The 19,112-nt window shown below is 48.0% G+C and carries 18 protein-coding genes, 1 tRNA gene and 3 pseudogenes; 9 read left to right on the forward strand and 13 right to left on the reverse strand.

Annotated features, from left to right (window positions below; all coding sequences use genetic code 11):
* The 9 genes and pseudogenes from Q0135_RS01840 to Q0135_RS01880 form a co-directional block, all read left to right on the forward strand.
* Positions 1-602: pseudogene (locus Q0135_RS01840) on the forward strand (UDP-N-acetylglucosamine 1-carboxyvinyltransferase); the annotation flags it as partial.
* Between the two features lie 234 nt (positions 603-836).
* Entirely contained in the window at positions 837-2,018 is a 1,182-nt protein-coding gene (locus tag Q0135_RS01845) for a molybdopterin molybdotransferase MoeA (RefSeq protein WP_297987789.1), read from the forward strand.
* A 61-nt stretch (positions 2,019-2,079) separates the two neighbouring features.
* Positions 2,080-2,154: transfer RNA gene (locus Q0135_RS01850), tRNA-Gly, on the forward strand.
* A gap of 76 nt (positions 2,155-2,230) precedes the next feature.
* Positions 2,231-2,785 carry a UbiX family flavin prenyltransferase gene (locus Q0135_RS01855; protein WP_297987790.1) on the forward strand — a complete coding sequence of 185 codons (555 nt, stop codon included), beginning with the start codon at positions 2,231-2,233 and terminating at the stop codon, positions 2,783-2,785.
* Positions 2,785-3,261 carry a pantetheine-phosphate adenylyltransferase gene (gene coaD, locus Q0135_RS01860; RefSeq protein WP_297918127.1) on the forward strand — a complete coding sequence of 159 codons (477 nt, stop codon included), beginning with the start codon at positions 2,785-2,787 and terminating at the stop codon, positions 3,259-3,261. The genes Q0135_RS01855 and coaD overlap by 1 nt, the downstream gene beginning before the upstream one ends.
* 73 nt (positions 3,262-3,334) lie before the next feature.
* Entirely contained in the window at positions 3,335-4,423 is a 1,089-nt protein-coding gene (locus Q0135_RS01865; RefSeq protein WP_297987791.1) for a hypothetical protein, read from the forward strand.
* Positions 4,424-4,946: 523 nt separating this feature from the next.
* The gene (tmk, locus tag Q0135_RS01870; RefSeq protein WP_297987792.1) at positions 4,947-5,573 is read left to right on the forward strand and encodes a dTMP kinase; all 627 of its coding nucleotides are present in this window, start codon (positions 4,947-4,949) and stop codon (positions 5,571-5,573) included.
* Between the two features lie 140 nt (positions 5,574-5,713).
* Positions 5,714-5,872 (forward strand): hypothetical protein, encoded by a 159-nt coding sequence (locus tag Q0135_RS01875; RefSeq protein WP_297987794.1) that lies wholly within the window; start codon positions 5,714-5,716, stop codon positions 5,870-5,872.
* A 15-nt stretch (positions 5,873-5,887) separates the two neighbouring features.
* Positions 5,888-6,475 carry a hypothetical protein gene (locus Q0135_RS01880; RefSeq protein ID WP_297987796.1) on the forward strand — a complete coding sequence of 196 codons (588 nt, stop codon included), beginning with the start codon at positions 5,888-5,890 and terminating at the stop codon, positions 6,473-6,475.
* Between the two features lie 275 nt (positions 6,476-6,750).
* Here Q0135_RS01880 and Q0135_RS01885 read toward each other — a convergent pair whose 3' ends face one another.
* The 13 genes and pseudogenes from Q0135_RS01885 to Q0135_RS01945 form a co-directional block, all read right to left on the reverse strand.
* Complete coding sequence (locus tag Q0135_RS01885) at positions 6,751-7,464, reverse strand: hypothetical protein (RefSeq protein WP_297987798.1); 714 nt, start codon at positions 7,462-7,464, stop codon at positions 6,751-6,753.
* A gap of 763 nt (positions 7,465-8,227) precedes the next feature.
* Positions 8,228-9,331 carry a redox-regulated ATPase YchF gene (ychF, locus tag Q0135_RS01890; RefSeq protein ID WP_297902377.1) on the reverse strand — a complete coding sequence of 368 codons (1,104 nt, stop codon included), beginning with the start codon at positions 9,329-9,331 and terminating at the stop codon, positions 8,228-8,230.
* Entirely contained in the window at positions 9,332-10,792 is a 1,461-nt protein-coding gene (locus Q0135_RS01895; protein WP_297987800.1) for a leucyl aminopeptidase, read from the reverse strand. It abuts the gene before it with no gap.
* Positions 10,767-11,384, reverse strand: a complete 618-nt coding sequence (locus tag Q0135_RS01900) for a DedA family protein (RefSeq protein ID WP_177388946.1) — start codon at positions 11,382-11,384, stop codon at positions 10,767-10,769. The genes Q0135_RS01895 and Q0135_RS01900 overlap by 26 nt, the downstream gene beginning before the upstream one ends.
* A 2-nt stretch (positions 11,385-11,386) precedes the next feature.
* Positions 11,387-11,935, reverse strand: a complete 549-nt coding sequence (locus tag Q0135_RS01905) for an adenine phosphoribosyltransferase (RefSeq protein ID WP_005870566.1) — start codon at positions 11,933-11,935, stop codon at positions 11,387-11,389.
* The gene (locus tag Q0135_RS01910) at positions 11,932-12,174 is read right to left on the reverse strand and encodes a hypothetical protein (protein ID WP_005870567.1); all 243 of its coding nucleotides are present in this window, start codon (positions 12,172-12,174) and stop codon (positions 11,932-11,934) included. Before Q0135_RS01910 ends, Q0135_RS01905 begins: the two co-directional genes overlap by 4 nt.
* 650 nt (positions 12,175-12,824) lie before the next feature.
* A pseudogene (locus tag Q0135_RS01915) lies at positions 12,825-13,067 on the reverse strand (RpiB/LacA/LacB family sugar-phosphate isomerase); the annotation flags it as partial.
* A gap of 306 nt (positions 13,068-13,373) precedes the next feature.
* Positions 13,374-13,538, reverse strand: a pseudogene (locus Q0135_RS01920) (RpiB/LacA/LacB family sugar-phosphate isomerase); the annotation flags it as partial.
* A 9-nt stretch (positions 13,539-13,547) separates the two neighbouring features.
* Positions 13,548-14,393 carry a signal peptidase I gene (gene lepB / locus Q0135_RS01925; protein WP_297987803.1) on the reverse strand — a complete coding sequence of 282 codons (846 nt, stop codon included), beginning with the start codon at positions 14,391-14,393 and terminating at the stop codon, positions 13,548-13,550.
* The gene (folD, locus tag Q0135_RS01930) at positions 14,394-15,251 is read right to left on the reverse strand and encodes a bifunctional methylenetetrahydrofolate dehydrogenase/methenyltetrahydrofolate cyclohydrolase FolD (RefSeq protein WP_297987805.1); all 858 of its coding nucleotides are present in this window, start codon (positions 15,249-15,251) and stop codon (positions 14,394-14,396) included.
* Between the two features lie 294 nt (positions 15,252-15,545).
* Positions 15,546-15,674, reverse strand: a complete 129-nt coding sequence (locus Q0135_RS01935; protein WP_297987807.1) for a hypothetical protein — start codon at positions 15,672-15,674, stop codon at positions 15,546-15,548.
* Between the two features lie 359 nt (positions 15,675-16,033).
* Complete coding sequence (locus Q0135_RS01940; RefSeq protein WP_297987809.1) at positions 16,034-17,224, reverse strand: ABC transporter permease; 1,191 nt, start codon at positions 17,222-17,224, stop codon at positions 16,034-16,036.
* Between the two features lie 724 nt (positions 17,225-17,948).
* Positions 17,949-19,112: SEC-C metal-binding domain-containing protein (locus tag Q0135_RS01945; protein WP_297987811.1), on the reverse strand; the 1,164-nt coding region annotated here is incomplete at its 5' end.

A 19,112-nucleotide genomic window follows, 5' to 3' on the forward strand; every position in this document is an offset into this window, starting at 1 on the left:
AGCTTTTAGGCTTGGATGAAATTTCTATCATTCCCGATCGCATCGAGGCAGGCACCTATCTATGCGCGGGCGCGATCACGGGCTCCCGCATCACGATCACGCACGCCTGCGCGGCTCATCTTGGCGCCGTACTTGCAAAATTTGAAGATATGGGCTTTAAATTTGAAATTTCAAGCGGCGGCGACGAGATAACGATCTTGCCCGCTTCAAGGATCAAACCAGTTGAGATTATCACGAGCGAATATCCGGGCTTTCCTACCGATATGCAGGCGCAGTTTATGGCGCTTGCGTGCATCTCCTCGGGCGTCAGCACCATCGACGAGAGGCTTTTTGAAAATCGCTTCATGCACGTTAGCGAACTCTCAAGAATGGGCGCAGATATCCGCCTAAACGGCCACATCGCGACGATCAGCGGCGGCAAGCTAAACGGCGCGGACGTTATGGCGACCGATCTGCGAGCTAGTTCGGCACTCGTTTTAACCGCCCTTGCGGCGCGCGGCGAGAGCAAAATACATAGAATTTACCATCTAGATCGTGGCTATGAGAGGCTGGAAGCTAAGCTTGGTGCGCTTGGTGCGGACATACAGAGACTGGAGGAATGAGGACTTCGAAATAAAAAAACTTGCGCAAGCAAGCAAAGCGGAATTTTACGAGTGATATGTTTTGAAATTTTAAGTAACGCTAGCAGCAAAATAAGGCAATTAAGCCTATGAAATTTCGCGCATTTATTTGGGTAAAATTTTGCTTTGCAAGCTTTGGCGCAACATAAAATTTAAGGCTACACGAGGTCTTAACTATGCGAATTTTAAATGTAAAAATGATAAAAAGGACTTAAAATGATAGGAATAAATGAGGCTATAGATTTGGCTACGGCTAGAATCACATCAAGCAAGCAAAGCGAGAAGGTGCCTCTTCCCAGCGCTCTAGACCGCATCCTTTATAGCGATATTTCTGCGATTAAAAACCTACCCTGCTTCGATAATTCGGCGCTTGACGGCTATGCCTACGCGGCAGAATTCAAAGACGAAGAGCTAGAGATCGTAGAGCCTACGATTTTTGCAGGAGACGAAAAATTCTACGAAATCAAGGCCGGACAGGCGCAAAAGATAATGACCGGCGCGCCAATGCCTGCGGGCGCGGACTCTGTCGCGAGGCTAGAGGATGTAGACGCGCAAGGCGGAACTCTAAAAATCCCTGCTTCCGTTCATGCCCACGACGGCTTTCGTAAAAAAGGCGAGGAGGTGTGCGCGGGCGAGCTTTTATTGCGCCGTGGCGAAATTTTAAACCCTGCTAAAATCATGCTTCTTGCCGCGCAAGGAATTTACGAAGCAAGCGTTTACGCGCGTCCTAAAATCGCCCTATTTTCCAGCGGAAACGAGCTAAAAGAGCCGTGGCAGAGTGCGAGCGAGCGCGAAATTTATAACGCCAACTCTAGTGGTATTGCTGCATTGTTGCAAAAATACGGCTTTAAAAATGAGTATTTGGGGATTTTAAAGGATGATTTTAGCGCGGTGTGCGAGGCGCTAGACGCTGCTACGCGTAAATTTGACGTGCTAATTACCAGCGGTGGAGCAAGTGCTGGGGAGGCGGATTTTATGCAAAGCGCTATGAGCGAACTTGGATTTTTGCAGGTTTTCGATCACATTGATATCAAGCCCGGCCGCCCCAGCAAGTGCTTCGCAAAAGACGGCAAATTCGTCTTTGCGATGGCTGGCAATCCGATGGCCGCTTTCGTGCTTACGCGCGCAGTCATACTGCCGATCTTATTTAAGCTTAGCGGCGCAGGTGGGGCTTTTAGCGCAGAAGCAGCGATCTATGCCAAGCTCGCAAGCGATCTGAAGCTAAAAAGCGGCAGAGCAAATTTAACCGTAGGCGCATATGAAGGCGGAGTTTTTACGCCTATGCCGTCGCCTTCTGGGCGCATCAGGCCGCTGGCTGCGGCATCGCATTTTTTCTTGGCTGATCCCGAATGCGACAAAGTTCGCTCTGGAGAAATCGTAAAAATTTATGAAATTTAAGCGAGAAATTATTGACAAATGAAAATTTATAGGCTACAATCGCGCTTTATTTTTACCGCATGCGGGAATAGCTCAGTGGTAGAGCGCAACCTTGCCATGGTTGATGTCGCGAGTTCGACTCTCGTTTCCCGCTCCATTTTAACTTCAAATTTTAAAATTCCTTCCGTTCCACTCGCTTTTAAACCGCAAAATTTCGATATGAAAGCCTTGAAATGAAAATTTTAGTTTGCGTAAGCGGCGCGAGTTTTTGCGAGATCGGGCTTGATCTGCTTAAATTTCTTGCTAGCTCGCCGCATGAAATCCACGCCGTGCTTACGCAGGGTGCGCGCCGCGTCCTGCGCGCCGAAAGCGGCATAGATGCGGACGAGGTCTTAAAATCCGCGGAATTTAAGAACGTAAAATTTTATCCCGACGACGATCTTAGTGCGCCGCCCGCTTCGGGCTCATTCGGCATTGACGCCACAATCTTTGCGCCTTGCTCTATTGGCTCTTTGGCTAAAATTTATGGCGGGCTTTGCGACAGCTTAAGCACCCGCGCCGCTGCAGTCGCGTTAAAAGAGCACAAGCGGCTGGTTCTTGGCGTGCGTGAGATGCCGCTTTCTGCGATCAGCCTGCGACAAATGAGCGAGCTAGCCGCGCTCGGCGTCATCATCGCTCCGCCCGTGATCGCAGGCTACTGCGGCGTGCAAAATTTAAAAAATTTCATAATCGGCAAGTGGTGCGACGTGCTGGGCGTGCAAAACGAGCTATTTAAAAGGTGGCAATAATGCAAAACTCAAGAAAATGTATCTATCCGGGCACTTTCGATCCTATTACGAACGGCCATTTGGACGTCATCAAGCGCGCGCTAGGGCTTTTTGATGAAGTCATCGTCGCAGTCGCGCTCAACGAGAGCAAGAAGCCCTACTTCAGCCTACAATCCAGGCTGGAGATGGCGCGTGTCGCGACACGCGGGCTTCGTGGCGTGAGCGTGCAAAGCTTTGATAATTTGCTCGTGGATTTTGCTAAATCTTGCGGCGTGCGCTTCGTAATCCGCGGGCTTCGCGCGGTTAGTGACTTTGAGTACGAGCTGCAGATCGGCTACGCAAACGCCTCGTTATGGGAGGAATTTGAGAGCGTGTATTTGATGCCGACGCTCAAAAACGCCTTCATCTCAAGCTCGATCGTCCGCTCCGTTTTAAGCCACGGCGGCGATGTTTCGCACCTAGTGCCAAGCGAAATTTTAAAATTTTTAAAAAAATGAGCTTGCAAGCGACTGAAATTTAGCCCGCAGGCGCGGCTAAATTTAAAATTTGCAAGCTGCACGGGAGATAAAAATGAGCGAAGCAATGGATGAGATAGAAAGACTGCGAACGTTTTTAAAAAGCGTGAGAGATGAATACAAAGCCTTACATAAAATAGCCGAAGCGCAGGTCGTAAGTAGGCGCTGGGCGTCTGGTAGCTATATCAATTTAGAGCCCTTTTATTTCGAATATAACCGCTTCTTTAAGGGCAAAATTTTAAAAGCTAAACCAAAAAAGATCGCAAACGCCTACGAATACGGCTTTGACGCGCAAGATCGCGTCGTTTTTGAAAGACAACATGACGGCAAAAAACATTTCTTTGAAAGCCTTTATTTTTGGGGGCGGGACGAAGTTTTAAAATATCATTTCGGTTGCTATAACAAAAGATGCGTAGGATGCTTCAATATAAAAAGATTTATCTATGAAAATGGCGAGCTAAAGTCCATCTACTCGGCCTTTGACAACAACGCCTATGGGATAGAAAATTTTACTTACGAAGGCGGCAAGCTCGCACAAAGACGGGAGTATGTAGAGCACCCTCGCGCAGGCAGAAGGAATGACGTAACAAACTATGAATTTGACGCAATGGGCGAGCTAAGCTTAATAACCGAAAATGGTTATGTGCGCTATCAAAAGCCCGATAAGGATATGAGCTACAAAAAGCTCTATGAGCTCGCCGCGCAAAGACTACTGCCAGCGATTAAAGAGACGATCAAAAAGCACGCGCCCGGCTGCAAGCTCTACTGCATAAATTTAGCTTGCGACAATAGGAGTTTGCCGCCGATCATCGGATTCGGTTCGCAAGAACAGCGCGCGCAGTGGCTTGCGCGAAAAGATGGCTGGCTTCTTTGGCTCGTTCCTGATTACGAGTTTCGAGCTGAGGTCGAAGTAGACTACGAAACGGTGAAAATTTTTGATCTTTTCAATCAAGAAACGCAGCTAAATGATAAATATGCGCAGGCTAAAAAGCTCATTTGGGAGTGCGTGAAGCAGCTCAAAGCAGGTCTTGGCGAATTTGCGCTCGATATGACGGATGATTTTACGATCACGGCTACCGATTGCGATCTTAGCGATCTGAGGAAAGATTTCATAGCGATAAATCCCGAACCGTCAGGCAAATAAGGGCAAAATTTAAAATTTCATCGTCGCGGTTTTATCATCGCGCGCAGCACTCGCCCGCCCGCGCCGCCCAGTAACACACCCTACTCCGAATGGTGCCGCCGCCCTGCTCCGCCCGAAGTGCCGCCCATTCCATCTAACGCCATCCGCTTCGCAAAGCACATATCCTACCATGTATATAATGGCGCCCTACCTCGCCCGACGTGCCATTCTATCCGCACGGCGCGCCGTCTTTATCGGCTGGCGCCCTACTCCGCTCGGTACATATCCGCAAGCGCAAATTTATTCGCTCGCTGTGTTATGCAACGCATCCGTCCGAGCGCTAAATTTAACCGCGAGCCGTGCCGCAAAGAATAAGTGTTTAGCAACAAAGCGCCCGATAAAATTTGCGTCAAAAGATCAAAAGCGGCTCGTACAAGCTCGCGCAAAAGCCCGATTTAAAGTCGAAATTTAGCGCCCGTCTGTTTAAAAAAGCCGCTATTTAGCTATAAGCTTGTAAAATAGCGCACAAATTTAAAGGCGAAAAATGTATGTAATATTCGAAGGTATCGACGGCGTGGGCAAAAGCACGCAGATAGCGCGGCTGGCGGCGGCTTTTCCGCAAGCGATCGTGACTAAGGAGCCTGGCGGCACGAAGCTCGGCGAGGCGGTGCGAAGCCTCGTTTTGGGCGAGGATTTTAAGTGGCGGCGCGGCAGCGTAAATCTGCGCGAGGTCTGCGGCGAAATTTCAAAGCGCGCCGAGCTGCTTTTGTTCCTCGCAGACCGCGCCGAGCACTACGAGCGCGTGATAAAGGGCGGCGCGGGCAGGCTCGTGCTAAGCGATCGCGGCTTCATCTCGGGGCTTGCCTATGCGCTGGCAAACGACGAAAACGCGGATCTTAGCGAGCTTATCGCGCTTAATAAATTTGCGCTCGGGGGCAAATTCGCAGATAAAATCGTGCTGTTTTCGGCGGACGAACAGCTCATCGGGCGGCGGCTTAAAACGCGCGCTAGCAGCGATATAATCGAAGCTCGCGGGCTAAAATATCTAATGCGCGTGCAAGATCTTATGGCGCAAGCATGTGCGGCGTGCGGCGTTGAGACCCTGAAAATCGACGCCGCACAGTCCGAAAAAGCGATCTGCGATCAGATAAGAAATTTCATACTTTCTTAAAATTTTAAGGCGCGGAATTTTGCCGCGGGAAAGAATTTATGGGCCCTGTCGTAAAATTTTAGCTATGAAATTTCGCCCATAAAATTTCAGCTCCAAATTTCGTTATGGAATTTTATAGGAGAGGTTCTAGGTAAAATTTCATGGGTGGAATTTGTTTTATAATTTCGCAGCAAAATTTCGCCACAGAATTCTGTCTTAAAATTCCGCCGCAGACCAAAAAGGCGCAGGATTTCATAAGCGAAATCTTGTACGGAATTTTAATCCGCGGATTTGCGGGTAGAATTCCGCTTAAGCTTTAGATTGAAAGGATAATGATGAAGACATTAAAGTTCGTTTTACGTAAGATTTTTAAATTTATATTTCTGTTTTGGGTAGTCATAAGCTCGCTTTTGGGTAGCTATATTATCGCGGATAATTTTTTCGGCCGCACCTTCGTAGCCTGGACGCTCATCCGTGATTTTAGCAGCGCTTCGCTGGATCTGAAGGATTTTAGCATCAGCGCCAGCTTAAGAGCCACCGCTATCGGCGGACGATCATGGCGCGACGAGCGCGAGCCGAAGCCCGACTTCTCGGACGACAACTCCACCGGCGCCCCGTATGAACTAAATATAAAATTTGACCACGTGAGCGCGCCCGGGATAGTGCTAAAAAATATCAAACTCGAGCAGGTGCAAAGCGGGCGCGTCGTTTTTGAAAAAGATGAGCTAGAGGTGCCGATAGAGATGGGCTATAGCGGTTACAAAAGCGGCGGATTGGAGATACCTGATCTTGATTCTGCGCATGTCGAACACAAACTGAGCGCCGAAATATGCGTGCCTGACGGCACTTGCACGAAGTTTGTGCATTATTTCTTGCCGTACAGGCATGTAGAGGGCACGGCGGCTCTGCGAGGTATCTTTTAGCCGCGAAAGATTCGGCGCGAAATTTTAAAACATAAAATTTATGGCGGCATGAGTTAATTTGGCGGAATAAACGAGTAAATTATCAATGCCCGTAACGTGATAGTATGCTTTATTCGCGTGGCGGAATTTTGTAGCTTGCCGTATTTGTACGAAACGAAATTTCAAAATTTTGTGGCGCATAAAATTTATAGCACGGTGTGAAATTCTAATATGTAAAATTTAAGGCAGCGGAATGACAAAAATTACGCGCTGTGTATTTTTGCGGTGGAGTAGCGCTATTTCTTACGACGCTTGCGCCACGATGAGAGTTTTTGCATGTAAGTAGAGCAAACCAGATACGAACACACGAATGCGAGCACTAAACAAGAAAAGAAATAATCCCTAAAGCCTAAAATATCGCAAATATAAAGCAATGCTGCAAGCGCGATGATAAAAACGGCGGTAAAAAACATAAGGAATATAGCAAAGTAGGTGCACGTCAAAAATATCCGTGTCAAACGAGGTGCACGACTCTCAATCGCGCGGACGATCGCATAAACGTATGCCAGAATTATCATCGCAACGAGCGCAAGCCCCGCGCAAGTGTAGAAAAAATCGCTCAGGTTTGGGAATGCGTCTTTTGCGAACGCAAAATATATCGCATAAAATACCGTCGTGGCGAAAAAGATCAGACCGAATGTAATCAAAATGTCCCAAGCTAAAGATAGCGTGCGTTTTGCGGCATCCAGCGAGCTCAACGCAAAATCGCGGGCATATTCCAAAGGCGTTCTGCGGCGCTCGACTTCCAAGGCGACGAGGCTGCCTAGATATCCTTGGTTGCAGTATTTTACGCGCACCAAATCGCCCTGCTTAAACGAGAATGACCTGCAACGCATACGAAAGCGAATGCCGCCTATCTCAAAAAGCACGAGCGTCTCGATCTCCTGCCTAAGGACGCGGACGTGCAAGTTTTCTATCCTGCCTTCGATACAGGGCTGCTTATTTCGCATAATCCTCCAAAATTAAGTTTAAATTTCGCGCCGCTTACTAGGCGCTTGTTTGCTCGGCGCTAGAAAAACCCGCTCATCTTGCTTGCAAGGCTCTGCGGCGCGACGGAATTCTACGCGACAAAATTCCGCGGCTCCTAATTCCGCGCGGAAACCGCTACGCTTGCCGCCTAAATAAAACCGCGAAATTTTAAGCGGGTTTGGTTTTGGGTTTTCATTAAATTCCGCCGCGCTTATCGGCGGCAAATTTAATACGGTTGGCTTTACGAGCGCGGTTCACACCGCGCACTAAACAAACATGTTCAATTAAGATCATAAAATTTAAAAAATCACCGGATATGAAATTTATAAGCCGTAAATTTAAATATAGAACTCAAATACTATCGCGCGCAGATACGAGCTATTGCGATTTTTAGTTAAAATTTTCCCTTTAAATTTACGCGCAGTTTTCGCCGCGTATAAATTTTGGCGCGATTTTGGAAGTATTTTTCTTAGACGTATTTTATTAGGCAAATTTTAAGCATATCTAGTGCAAGGCGACTTTGTTTACTTAAAAATTTTTAATGCGAGCCAAGCCGATTAAATTTGACCTCGAAATTTTAACGAGACTTTAGTGTTCAAGCCCCATTGTAGCTCTAGTGATTCAAATTTCAGCCAAAAGCCGCTATGTGCAAAAATCAAAATTTCGCTAAGCTCGCGTTTGAGCTAAAATTTATCAAATTTTAAAGCTAGCACAGATCGAATTTCGACGACCTAAAAAACAAATTTAAACATTAAATCTAAAGTGCATCACATCGCCGTCTTGCACGACGTAGTCCTTGCCCTCAAGGCGCATTTTGCCCGCTTCTTTCGCCCTGCCCTCGCCGCCGCACGCGATAAAATCATCAAATCCGATCACCTCGGCTCTGATAAATCCGCGCTCAAAGTCGTTGTGAATCACGCTCGCGGCCTTCGGAGCCTTCCAGCCCTTCGTGATCGTCCATGCGCGCACCTCCATCTCGCCTGCGGTAAAGTAGCTGATGAGGCTGAGCTTCGCAAAGGAGCGCTTGATGATGAGCTCCAGCCCGCTTTGCTGTGCGCCCAGGCTTTGCAGCATCTCGTGCGTCTCCTCGTCGCTTAGTCCTATCAGCTCCTCTTCGATCTTGGCGCAGAGCTTGATCACCTCGGCGCCGCGGGCATTTGCGTATTCTCTTACGCGCGCGACATATTCGTTATCCTGCGCGATGCCGTCTTCGTCCACATTTGCGCCGTAGATTACATCTTTGGCGCTAAGCAGGCGCAGCTCGCGATTTAAAGCGATGTAGCTTTCGTCCTCCTTGAGCGCAAAATTTGAAGCGGGCTTGCCGTCGTTTAGATGCGCTAAAAGCTCGTTTGCCACGGCTAGCGCCTCTTTAGCGCCCTTTTGATTTGCTTTGGCTTCCTTACCGAGGCGCTCGATCTTGCGGCCAAGCTGCTCGATGTCTGCCAAAATCAGCTCGGTTTCGATGATCTCGATATCGCGGATGGGATCGACGCAGCCTTCGACGTGGGTTATGTCGCCGCTTTCGAAGCAGCGCACGATATGAAGGATGATCTCGCACTCGCGAATATTTGAAAGAAATTTATTCCCCAGTCCCTCGCCTTTGCTAGCTCCGCGCACGAGACCCGCGATATCGACGAACTCGATGGTCGAATGCACGATGCGACCGGGCTTAACGATCTGTGCTAGCTTGCCGAGCCTGGCATCGGGCACGGGCACGACCGCTTTATTGGGCTCGATCGTGCAGAACGGATAGTTCTGTGCCTGTGCGTTTTGCGCGCCGCTAAGCGCGTTAAAGGTAGTGGATTTACCGACATTCGGAAGCCCTACGATCCCTACTGAAAGCCCCATCTACGCGTCCTTCAACTCTTTGGCTAGAGCCTGCAAGAAATATAAGTTTGCTCTCACGCCCGCGCCAGTCGCGCCCGCTGCGTAATAGCCCCACGCCTTTTCCAGATACGCAGGCCCTGCGATATCAAGGTGCAGCCACTTGTCTTTATACTCGTCTTTGATAAATTTATCCAAAAATAGTCCCGCGGTTATCGCGCCGCCGTATCTGCTGGAAGCGCAGTTGGAGACGTCTGCGATACTGCTTTTAATTAGCTCGCGCAGATAATCGTTAAATTCCAAAATGCTAAATAGCTCGCCGCTGCAGCTGCTAAGATCTTTAAATTTACGCTTTAGCTCCTCGCTGTTTCCCATAATGCCGCTCGTATATTCGCCTAACCCCACGACGCAAGCGCCGGTTAGCGTCGCCATATCGATTAGCAGATCAGGCTCAAGATCCTGCGCGTAGCTTAGGCAGTCGGCAAGCACGAGCCGCCCCTCTGCGTCGGTGTTTCGCACCTCGATACTCACGCCGCTGCGGCTAAGTAGCACGTCGTCGGGTTTATATGAATCGCCGCCGATCATATTTTCGGTAGCGCCGATGACCGCATGTATCTCAAACGGCAGCTCGAGCTCAGCGGCGCCCTTGATGATGCCCATCGCAGCGAGCGCGCCGCTTTTGTCGCTTTTCATCGTAAGCATATAATCGCTCGGCTTCAGACTTAGCCCACCGCTGTCGTAAGTAAGCCCTTTGCCCACAAAAACGACGCGCTTTAGGCAGCGCTGCGGCTTATAGATCAGATGGATGAGGCGCGGTGGATGAGCGCTGGAGCGATTGACCGCCAAGAACGCATTCATATTCTGCTCGCGCAAAAAATCCTCGTCGTAAATTTTAACGCTCACGTCGTCGTAGTTCGAGGCTAAAATTTCAGCCTCGCTCGCCATCTTTTCGGGCGTGTAAATTTCGGGGATCTCATTTACGCCGTCGCGCGCGAAATTTGCGGCGTTTGCCATCACGGTGCCCTGCTGCACGCCGTAGTTCATCTTTTGCACATCGGGGCTACTGCCGCCGTACTCCTGCGTCGATATTAAAATTTCATTCAAGCTGGAGCTTTTCTTGTCGCTTTTGTATTTATTAAACTCATAGCCGCCCAAAAGCACGCCCTCGACCATCGCCATCGTGCTTCTGCGGTCGCAGCCGCATTTATAAAAGGCGATTTTAAAATTTTTGATCGCGTAGCCCTTAAGAGCGTTGTATGCGCTCGCAAGCGCTGTGCGAACGTGGTCATATTCTAGCGCCTTGACGCCGATGTACAGCCGTCCGCTCTCGGCAAGCAGCAGATTGCCCTCGCCTTTGTAATTAAAAAGCGCAAACTTATCCGTGTCTTTAATAAATTCGTGATTTAAATTTTTATCCATGACTAAAATAACTTCAAAATCCGCCTCTATCTCGTTAATTTTACGATCTAGCAGTTTTACTTTCATCTCGTTCCTTTCGTGAGTTCATAAAGTGATTTTCCATACGTTTAAATAGCCTAAAAAATAGATATAAAATTCCGCCTATGATAGGTATCGCAAAATACCAGTGTTGCTCAATTAGCCGCAGCCCGCTCCAGATCTCCTCGCCAAAATACCACGCCAAAACCATCGTCGCACCCGACCAGCACCAAGCACTAAAAAGATTGATAATCGCAAATTTCTTTGCGCTGTAGCGAGTGATACCGATACTCATCGGGATGATGACGCGAAAGCCATACATATAGCGCTGCATTAAAATTATCGGCCAGCCGTAGCGTTGCAAAAGCAGGTGCGCGATCGCAAATTTTCGGCGCTGCGCCGCGAGCTTTTTACTGATATATTTTTTATTGTAGCGACCAATATAAAAATAAAACTGATCGCCGCAAAATGCCCCAAGCCCCGCGACAAAGATACCTAGCGGCAAATTTATATGTCCCTCGTGTGCCATGATACCGCCCAAAATCAGTGCGATTTCGCCTTCTAAAATACACCAAACGAAAAGCACGATATAGGCGTATTGGTGGTATTCTTGCAGTAAATTTTTAAGTAGCTCTTCCAAAATCACGCCTCTAAAACGCAATAAACATTTGTGCGTCGCGAAAACTCGCCTAGATCGTTTAACTCACGTAAATTTAGCAAAAAGCAGGCTTCAACGCACTTAGCCTGCGTCTGCGCGATGAGATCTAATGCCGCTCGTGCGGTGCCTCCAGTGGCGATAAGATCGTCGATTAGCAGCACCTTGGCATCTTGCACGCCGGAGAATGCATCCACATGCATCTCGACCTGATCGAAGCCGTATTCAAGGCTGTATTTTTGCGAAATCGTGATATAAGGAAGCTTCTTTGGCTTTCTAATTGGCACAAAAGCAACCCTCAACCTCGCAGCAAGTGCCGCTGCAAAAATAAATCCACGACTTTCTATGCCTACTATGTAATCAAGTCCGTAATCGGCGTAGCGCTCGGCTAGATGATCAAGCAGGAAATTAAACGCCTCGCGATCGCCTACGAGCGTCGTGATATCGTAAAACAAAATACCGGGCTTTGGGAAGTCGCGCACGGTGCGGATCGAGCGAAATAAATAGCTTTTTTGCTCGTTGCTTAGACTTTTCATAGCTTACCTCTTTTCAATCTTGCGTTTTGGATTTTTAAGCTGCAGTTTTCGCTCTCCTCATTTTGCAGGGCCTCAATGCCGAAGCGAAGGGCAGTTTTGAGCTTTTCGTTATCGCTTTTAAGCTTTGAAATTCTTTCTTCGCTCTTGCGAAGTAAGGCGTAAATTTTAGAATTTTTTCGGATCGATAGAATAAGTAGTGCTGCAAAAAATAGCGCTAAAACGCCTAATACTACGCTCATTGCTCGTCTCCTTCATTTGGATTTACAAAGCGCATAGTAGCGGGAGTCGCGCTAAAATAGACAGAATTTATGCTCCTAAAATACGCACTAGAAAGATTTGCTCCCTTTAAATTTATGCTCGTAATAGCAGAATTCTCATCTGTTAAACCCGCACTAGCGCAATTTACGTTTTCTGGCTTAACGCTCATGCAAACAGAATTTTTAGCCTTGAAATTTATAATTGCTGGGTTCAAACTGACAAAATATTTGTGGCTAGCTTTTTGAGCGAAATTTTTCTTGCAAACGCTCGCGCGCGTAAAATTTAACGTAGAATTTGTGCTAGTGGAATTTTTATCTAGCGGATTTTTCTCATTAAAGATTATCTTTGCGTGCGTCGAATCTAAATTTATATGACGTGCACCGCAAAAGCCTATCAAGGAATTCTCGCCGGTAAATAAGGAATTTTTATCGTTAAAGCTCCGTGCAAAATTTGACGCAGAATCCATGCCGATGGGATTTTTGCAAGAAGGATTTTTACCGCTGAAGTTTGATTTGGAATTTCGTCCGTTTAAATTAGCGCTACAGTTTTGTTCCGCAAAATTTTGAGCGGAATTCTGCATGAAATTCTCCCCGTCAAATCCAAGCATGCAATTCGCACTACCGCAAGCGCCTAGCTTTGCGACGCGCTTAATGTGCCTACCGCCCGCAAAATCGGTACTAAAAAATGCCTTAATCATATCTTCAATCACCAGCGCGCCCATTAATCGCTCGCCGAAGGCTAGAACGTTGGCGTCGTTGTGCTCTCTAGCTAGTCTAGCGCTCGTTGCGTCATGACACAGCGCGCAGCGGATGTGAGCGTGGCGGTTTGCGGCGATGCTGATACCGATGCCCGTACCGCAAATCAAAACGCCGTAAATGCCGTAACTGGTAGAATTTAAAATTTTATCTTTGCTCGCGTTTGCGGCAGCTATGCTTGCGCAGGCAGTCGTGTTTGCGTCCGCATCGAAATTCTTGCCGTCGCCGCTCTTGACGGCGTTAAAATTTTTATCTTTCTCGCCGTGCTGCGCGGTAGCGCTAAAATTCCCGCTACCGTTTATACTTGCGCCGAAATTTTCACTGCCGCCCGCTTCAGAATTTTCCGTGGCTGCAGCGGAATTTATGCCGTCGTTTTCTTTAAAATTTTCACTTCGCGCGCAAGCTTCGCACTCGGCTAAAATTTTATCCGCCAACGTGTCCGCAAAATCGGGATAGTCCACGCTCGCTTCGGCACTATGCGTGCCAAGGTCGACCGCTTCGTAACCTAAAGCGGCGAGCGCTTTTTTGGCTTGCTCTCTGGCATGAAAGCCCGCATGATCGCTCGCTATGAAAATTTTATTTATTTGCATTGCCGCTCCTTATTTTTGCTCATAGATTAGACTCTCGTCGTTTTGCAAGGTATCGACGAAGCGCCCGATACGCTCCCAGCGGATCTTGCGATCGGCGTCAATACTAAAATAGGTAAACCATGGCTTGCCGACGATCAGACGATAAGGTACCGGACCCCAGAAGCGGCTATCGGCGGAATTATTTCGATTATCACCTATCATAAAATACTCATCCTGCGGCACTTTGATGTAAAAGGCATTGAAGTTTATCCCCGCAGCTTCGAAGCTATGAGGAATTTCACTTAAACTAATGGGCTTCATAGAAAATTCACCCTTCTCAAGTGCGATTTTGACATTTGTTAGCATTGAGTTTCTAGCATTAGGGTCGTAGTGAATGCCCTTAAATTTATACGGCTCTTTGACATATTTTTCGCCACCTAAAATCACAATGTCGCGAGCATCGTAGTTTGCGGCAATGAACTCGTCGCCTTCATGCGGACGAAGGTAGAAATTATTCAGATCAAATATCACCTCGTCGCCACCTACGGCAAAATTTCGCTTTACAAAGTGCATTTTTTCATTAAGCGGGTAGCGGAAAACCACGATATCACCGCGCTTAGGACCCTCGCCGCGGATGATATGCCCATCTCCGTCGCTATCAGGAGCAACCTGCCACTCTACAAACGGAATATGCGGAGTCGGGATACCGTAGCTAAATTTTTTAACGAATAAAAAATCGCCCTCTAAAAGCGTAGTGCGCATCGATCCGCTGGGGATCACGAAGGCTTGCGCCACAAAAAGGATGACAAATAAAACGACGATTACCGTCCCCGTCCAACTCGATAAAAATTTGTAAATTTTACTTAGTATTTTCATTTAAGCTCTTTGTCTTAAGCGATTTTTCGCAGATTTTATCGTATTGCTAAGAAGCATCGCGATCGTCATCGGTCCCACGCCTCCGGGCACGGGCGTGATGAGCGAGCACTTAGGCGCGACCGCGTCAAAATCGACGTCGCCTCTTAGCTTGCCGTCCTCGCCGCGATTGATCCCCACGTCGATTACCACCGCACCCTCTTTTACCATATCTGCGCTCACAAAGTGCACCCTACCGACCGCCGCGACCAAAATATCGGCATCTGCGCAAAGTTGCTTTAAATTTTTTGTTTTGCTATGAGCGATAGTGACGGTAGCGTCGGCATTTAGAAGCAGGCTAGCCATCGGCTTTCCTACGATATTGCTGCGGCCTAGTACGACGGCGTTTTTACCCGCTATCTGCACGCCGTATTCCTCAAGCAGACGCATCACGCCAAGCGGAGTACAAGGCACAAAACCGTCCGCAAGCCCGCTAGTAAGCTTGCCTACGTTTATCGCGCTAAATCCGTCCACGTCCTTTTGCGGGCTTATTTTTTCTAAAATTTTATTCGTATCAATGTGTTTTGGAAGCGGCAGCTGCACCAGGATGCCGTCGATACTTTCGTCCTCGTTTAAATTTTCTATCAGTTCTAAAAGCGCCGCCTCGCTCACGTCGGAGCTCAAGCGGTGCGCTACGGAGCGGATCCCGCAGGCGGCGCAGGCTTTCTCCTTGCTCGCGACATAGGTCTTGCTCGCCGCGTCCTCGCCTACCAAAATCACCGCCAGCGCGGGCTCTACGCCCTTTGCGGCAAGATCCGAAGCGGCCGATTTGATCTCATCTTTTACCTTCGCGCTTATGCTTTTGCCGTCGATTAAAGTCATTTAAAGCCTTTTTGAGAAATAGGGAATGTTACCCTAAAATTTATAAAATTTAGATTTATTCAGCGGGATTTTATGGGAATTTGAAAGAATTTTAAAAAGAATTTCGTCCTAAATTTAATCCTGTTTAAGCAAGCCGAAATTTTATCGTCGCATCATAAGCAGATGGGCGTCTTGGCGTCGCCACGCTCAGGTTTTGGCGTTCGCACAGCCAGTATTGCGGGATTGAGGCCTTTTTCATCCACGGGCGAGTAAGAACTGCGATGTTGTTATTTACCCGCCATTATAGCGCCCGTTTTATGCGTAATAGTAGCCCGTATAATGGCGGCTTGGTGCCGTATCTTGCTCGGGGGCGTTTTGCGGTCCGCTTCTAGAGCAGCCGCATAGAAACAGCGTCGCACACAGCGATAAAACGATCTTTTTCACCATAAATCCTTTCAAAATTTTTATGATTTCATCTTTGAGTGGTTTCAAAATTTTAAAAAATTTAGAAAAGCGCTCATAAAAATTTTATCCCCTTTGAAATTTAAAATTTTGAATAAATTTAAACGACCAAATTTATCAAATTTAGGCTTTGCGCGGGTTGCGATCTCGCGCAAAGAGCGTAGCTCTAAGGGCGCTAATAGTATTTGTGCGACATTTAATACAGCGCAAACTCGCGACGTGCAAGATCGCGCAGCCTCTGTCCCGCTCGCCGAAATAGCGCGCTAATACACTGCTAAATACAACCACGCCGCTTTGGAATTTTAAAATTTCGCCGAATTTTTAAAGCGCCGCGCTTAAATTTACTCGTTGCGCAGTGTTTGCAGCACGTCAATCTGCGTGGCTTTTTTGGCCGGGTACCATGACGAAAGCGCCACGATAAGCACCGCGCCGATTAAAATCATCGCCAAATCGCCTAGCGAAAGCTCCATCGGCAGCTTTGAGCTTCCGTAAACGTCGGCGGGTAGATTTACGATGTCGAAGCTTCCGAGCAGCCACACGCCGAATAAACCCAAAATGAGCCCGAATATGATGCCGCCGCCGCCGATCGTGGCTCCGAGCGCAAAAAAGGTCCTCTTAACCTCCTTTTTGCTGGCACCCAGGCTAAGTAAAAGCGCGATCTCTTGGCGGCGGTTCATCACAGTCATCAGAAGCGAGCTTACGATATTTAGGCTCGCGACCAGGATTATTAGCATCAGCACGATGAAAAGCGCGCGTTTTTCAAGCGCAAGGGCGCTGAAAAAATTGCCGTTTTGCTGCCACCAGCCCACGGCGTTAGCGCCGCTAGAAAGACTTTTTTTGATGCGCTCCAGGTCTTTAAACGGATCGTTTGAAAAAACATGCACTCCGTCGAATGTCCCCTCGTCGTAGCCCAAAATTTTGGCTAGATCGCTCGCATCCGCGTAGGAATACGCCTTATCGTAGGCGATCAGCCCCGAGCTAAAATCCGCGCGCACGTCAAAGCGTTTCATCTTAGGGATCAGCGCAAAGCCGCCCGGATCGCTTTTCGTAAAGATCATCGTGATCTTACTGCCCTCATCTAGCATAAACTCGTCCTTGATCCCGCGCCCTATCATGATGCCGTAGTCCGTTAGATTGGCGTCTTTGGCACCTGCCGCGACGACGGAGTTGATGCGCTTTTCGTCGTTTAAATTTACGCCGAAAATCAGCCCGCCCTCGAGCTTATCGCCGCTTTTGGCGATAACTTGCGAGCTGATGTAGGGGCTAAAGATCAGATCGGGGAAGTCCGCCCGCAGCCCCTCCACGTCGTCTTTTGAAATGCCGCCGCGAAAGTGGCTGTGAATCGTGATCGGGTAGTTCATCGTAAAGAGCTTGCGCTCGAATTCCTTATCGAAACCGTTCATTATCGCCATCGCGACGATGAGCACCGTAAGCCCCACGCCGACGCCCAAGAACGCAAGCAGCGCCGAAAGCGTAATGAAGGGCTGAGAGCGGTCGAATCTGAGATATTTGAATAATAAATACTTTACCAAAAAGCCGTCCTTGTAAAATTTCACATAAAATTTAGTGTTAAATTTTATGTGAAATTTTAGGTATTTTGGAATTTTAAAATTCCAAAAACAGGTTTTGTGCCTTCAAATATAAAAGCTCCGGCGGGTTTTGAAAATTTAAAATCGCGCCGAAATCTATTTACACGCAATTAAATTCGCCCCCAAGAGATATCGGATACGACAAACCAAACAGACCTCTTTACCAAAACTTCGAAATTTTAAACCCAAATTCTAAATTTTAAAATTTCAAACGCCTCGAAATTTTAAAATTTTTAGGAATTCCGAATCTTTTAGAATTTTGAAATTCTTAAAATTTAAAGGCGGAGTCTGCTTGCAAGCTCGCCCGTAATCGCATAAATTTAAAATTTTAACTGCGCGCAGTATCCTAGTCGCGCATTAAATTTAAGCACCGTGCGCCGTTCGCGTTTTGCAGCACGGCGCGCCGAAACTGCGCTGCGAAAACAAGTAGCCAAAGGCACCAAGTGCGCTTTGAAATTTTAAAATTTCAAAACTAAAATTCTGCCCCATCGCGCAGCTTTGCGCGCCGTCCACGCCGCCTCGCGATCAAACTCCCCTTTAAAATTTTATGGCGCCTTTCGCCTTCGACCGATCCGCTAAATACAAAAGCAAGGTCGAAAAGCGCCGATCGCGTAATACTCGCAATCGAAATCACCGATCGCGCGATATTTACGACCGATCGTCGCGCTTACCTTGCAAAGCCGCCTTTTTTCGGACCGCCCTTGCCGTGGCAGTCTTTGTATTTTTTGCCGCTGCCGCAAGGGCAAGGATCGTTGCGCTTAGGCTTTTTATCGCCGAACTCATCAGGGCCCTTTAGCTGCGCCTCATTCGTGCTTGCAGCGGCGAGCTCTTTGGCGTTTGAGCTCTCCATACGCTCCTGCATCGCGCGCTGCTCGGCTTCGATCTCCTCCCTAGATTTAAACTGGATCGAATGCAGCAAGCGGATGCTATCGGATTTGAGGCGCATTACAAGCTCCATAAAGAGATTGTAGCTCTCCTTTTTATACTCGGTAAGCGGATCTTTGTGGTTGTAGCCGCGAAGTCCGATGCCCGCCTTTAGGATATCCATCTGATACAGATGCTCCCGCCAGTCGCGATCGACGATCTGCAAATAAAGCATCTTTTCGATACTTTTGCGCTGCTGCGGATCGATCGGCGCCATCTTGTTTTCATACGAAACGGCAAGCGCGCCGATGATCTTTTCTTTCAGCTCTTTGAAATCATCGACCTTCTCAAGCTCGCTATTTTCGAGCACCTCGCCCGTTTCTTGAGCGATTTTAGCGACGATCGGGAATTTATCGACCTCTTTGATATTTGCGCCGTCGAAAATTTCAAGCTCCTCAAGCACACTAGAGATGTACTCCTCGCGGTTTTGGATGATTTTATCTTTCAGATCGTAGTCGGGGTCCAAAAGCTCGTTGCGATATTTATAGATCGTCTTGCGTTGCTCGTTTGCGACGTCGTCGTATTCTAGGATATTTTTACGCGCTTCAAAATGTAGGCTCTCGACCTTTTTCTGTGCATTTTCTACGGCACGCGAAACCATGCCTGATTCGATATGCTCGCCATCTTTTAGCCCCAAGCGATCCATGATATTTTTGATCTTGTCGCTACCAAAAATTCTAAGTAGATTATCCTCCAAGCTTAAGAAAAATCTACTCTCGCCCGGATCACCTTGGCGCCCGCTTCGTCCGCGTAGCTGGTTATCAATGCGGCGGCTTTCGTGGCGCTCGGTACCTAAAATATATAGCCCGCCCAAAGCGCGCACTTCGTCGTCTATGCGGATATCCACGCCGCGTCCCGCCATATTCGTAGCGATCGTAACTGCGCCCTTTACGCCCGCGTCTTTGAT

Source organism: uncultured Campylobacter sp., assembly GCF_937981295.1.
GTDB lineage: Bacteria > Campylobacterota > Campylobacteria > Campylobacterales > Campylobacteraceae > Campylobacter_B.

Excerpts from the sequence above, each read along its gene's own strand:
- Q0135_RS01845 (WP_297987789.1), top strand. The coding sequence starts at position 837 with ATGATAGGAATAAATGAGGCTATAGATTTGGCTACGGCTAGAATCACA.
- Q0135_RS01855 (WP_297987790.1), top strand. The coding sequence starts at position 2,231 with ATGAAAATTTTAGTTTGCGTAAGCGGCGCGAGTTTTTGCGAGATCGGG.
- coaD (WP_297918127.1), top strand. The coding sequence starts at position 2,785 with ATGCAAAACTCAAGAAAATGTATCTATCCGGGCACTTTCGATCCTATT.
- Q0135_RS01865 (WP_297987791.1), top strand. The coding sequence starts at position 3,335 with ATGAGCGAAGCAATGGATGAGATAGAAAGACTGCGAACGTTTTTAAAA.
- tmk (WP_297987792.1), top strand. The coding sequence starts at position 4,947 with ATGTATGTAATATTCGAAGGTATCGACGGCGTGGGCAAAAGCACGCAG.
- Q0135_RS01875 (WP_297987794.1), top strand. The coding sequence starts at position 5,714 with ATGGGTGGAATTTGTTTTATAATTTCGCAGCAAAATTTCGCCACAGAA.
- Q0135_RS01880 (WP_297987796.1), top strand. The coding sequence starts at position 5,888 with ATGAAGACATTAAAGTTCGTTTTACGTAAGATTTTTAAATTTATATTT.
- Q0135_RS01885 (WP_297987798.1), bottom strand. The coding sequence starts at position 7,464 with ATGCGAAATAAGCAGCCCTGTATCGAAGGCAGGATAGAAAACTTGCAC.
- ychF (WP_297902377.1), bottom strand. The coding sequence starts at position 9,331 with ATGGGGCTTTCAGTAGGGATCGTAGGGCTTCCGAATGTCGGTAAATCC.
- Q0135_RS01895 (WP_297987800.1), bottom strand. The coding sequence starts at position 10,792 with ATGAAAGTAAAACTGCTAGATCGTAAAATTAACGAGATAGAGGCGGAT.
- Q0135_RS01905 (WP_005870566.1), bottom strand. The coding sequence starts at position 11,935 with ATGAAAAGTCTAAGCAACGAGCAAAAAAGCTATTTATTTCGCTCGATC.
- Q0135_RS01910 (WP_005870567.1), bottom strand. The coding sequence starts at position 12,174 with ATGAGCGTAGTATTAGGCGTTTTAGCGCTATTTTTTGCAGCACTACTT.
- lepB (WP_297987803.1), bottom strand. The coding sequence starts at position 14,393 with ATGAAAATACTAAGTAAAATTTACAAATTTTTATCGAGTTGGACGGGG.
- folD (WP_297987805.1), bottom strand. The coding sequence starts at position 15,251 with ATGACTTTAATCGACGGCAAAAGCATAAGCGCGAAGGTAAAAGATGAG.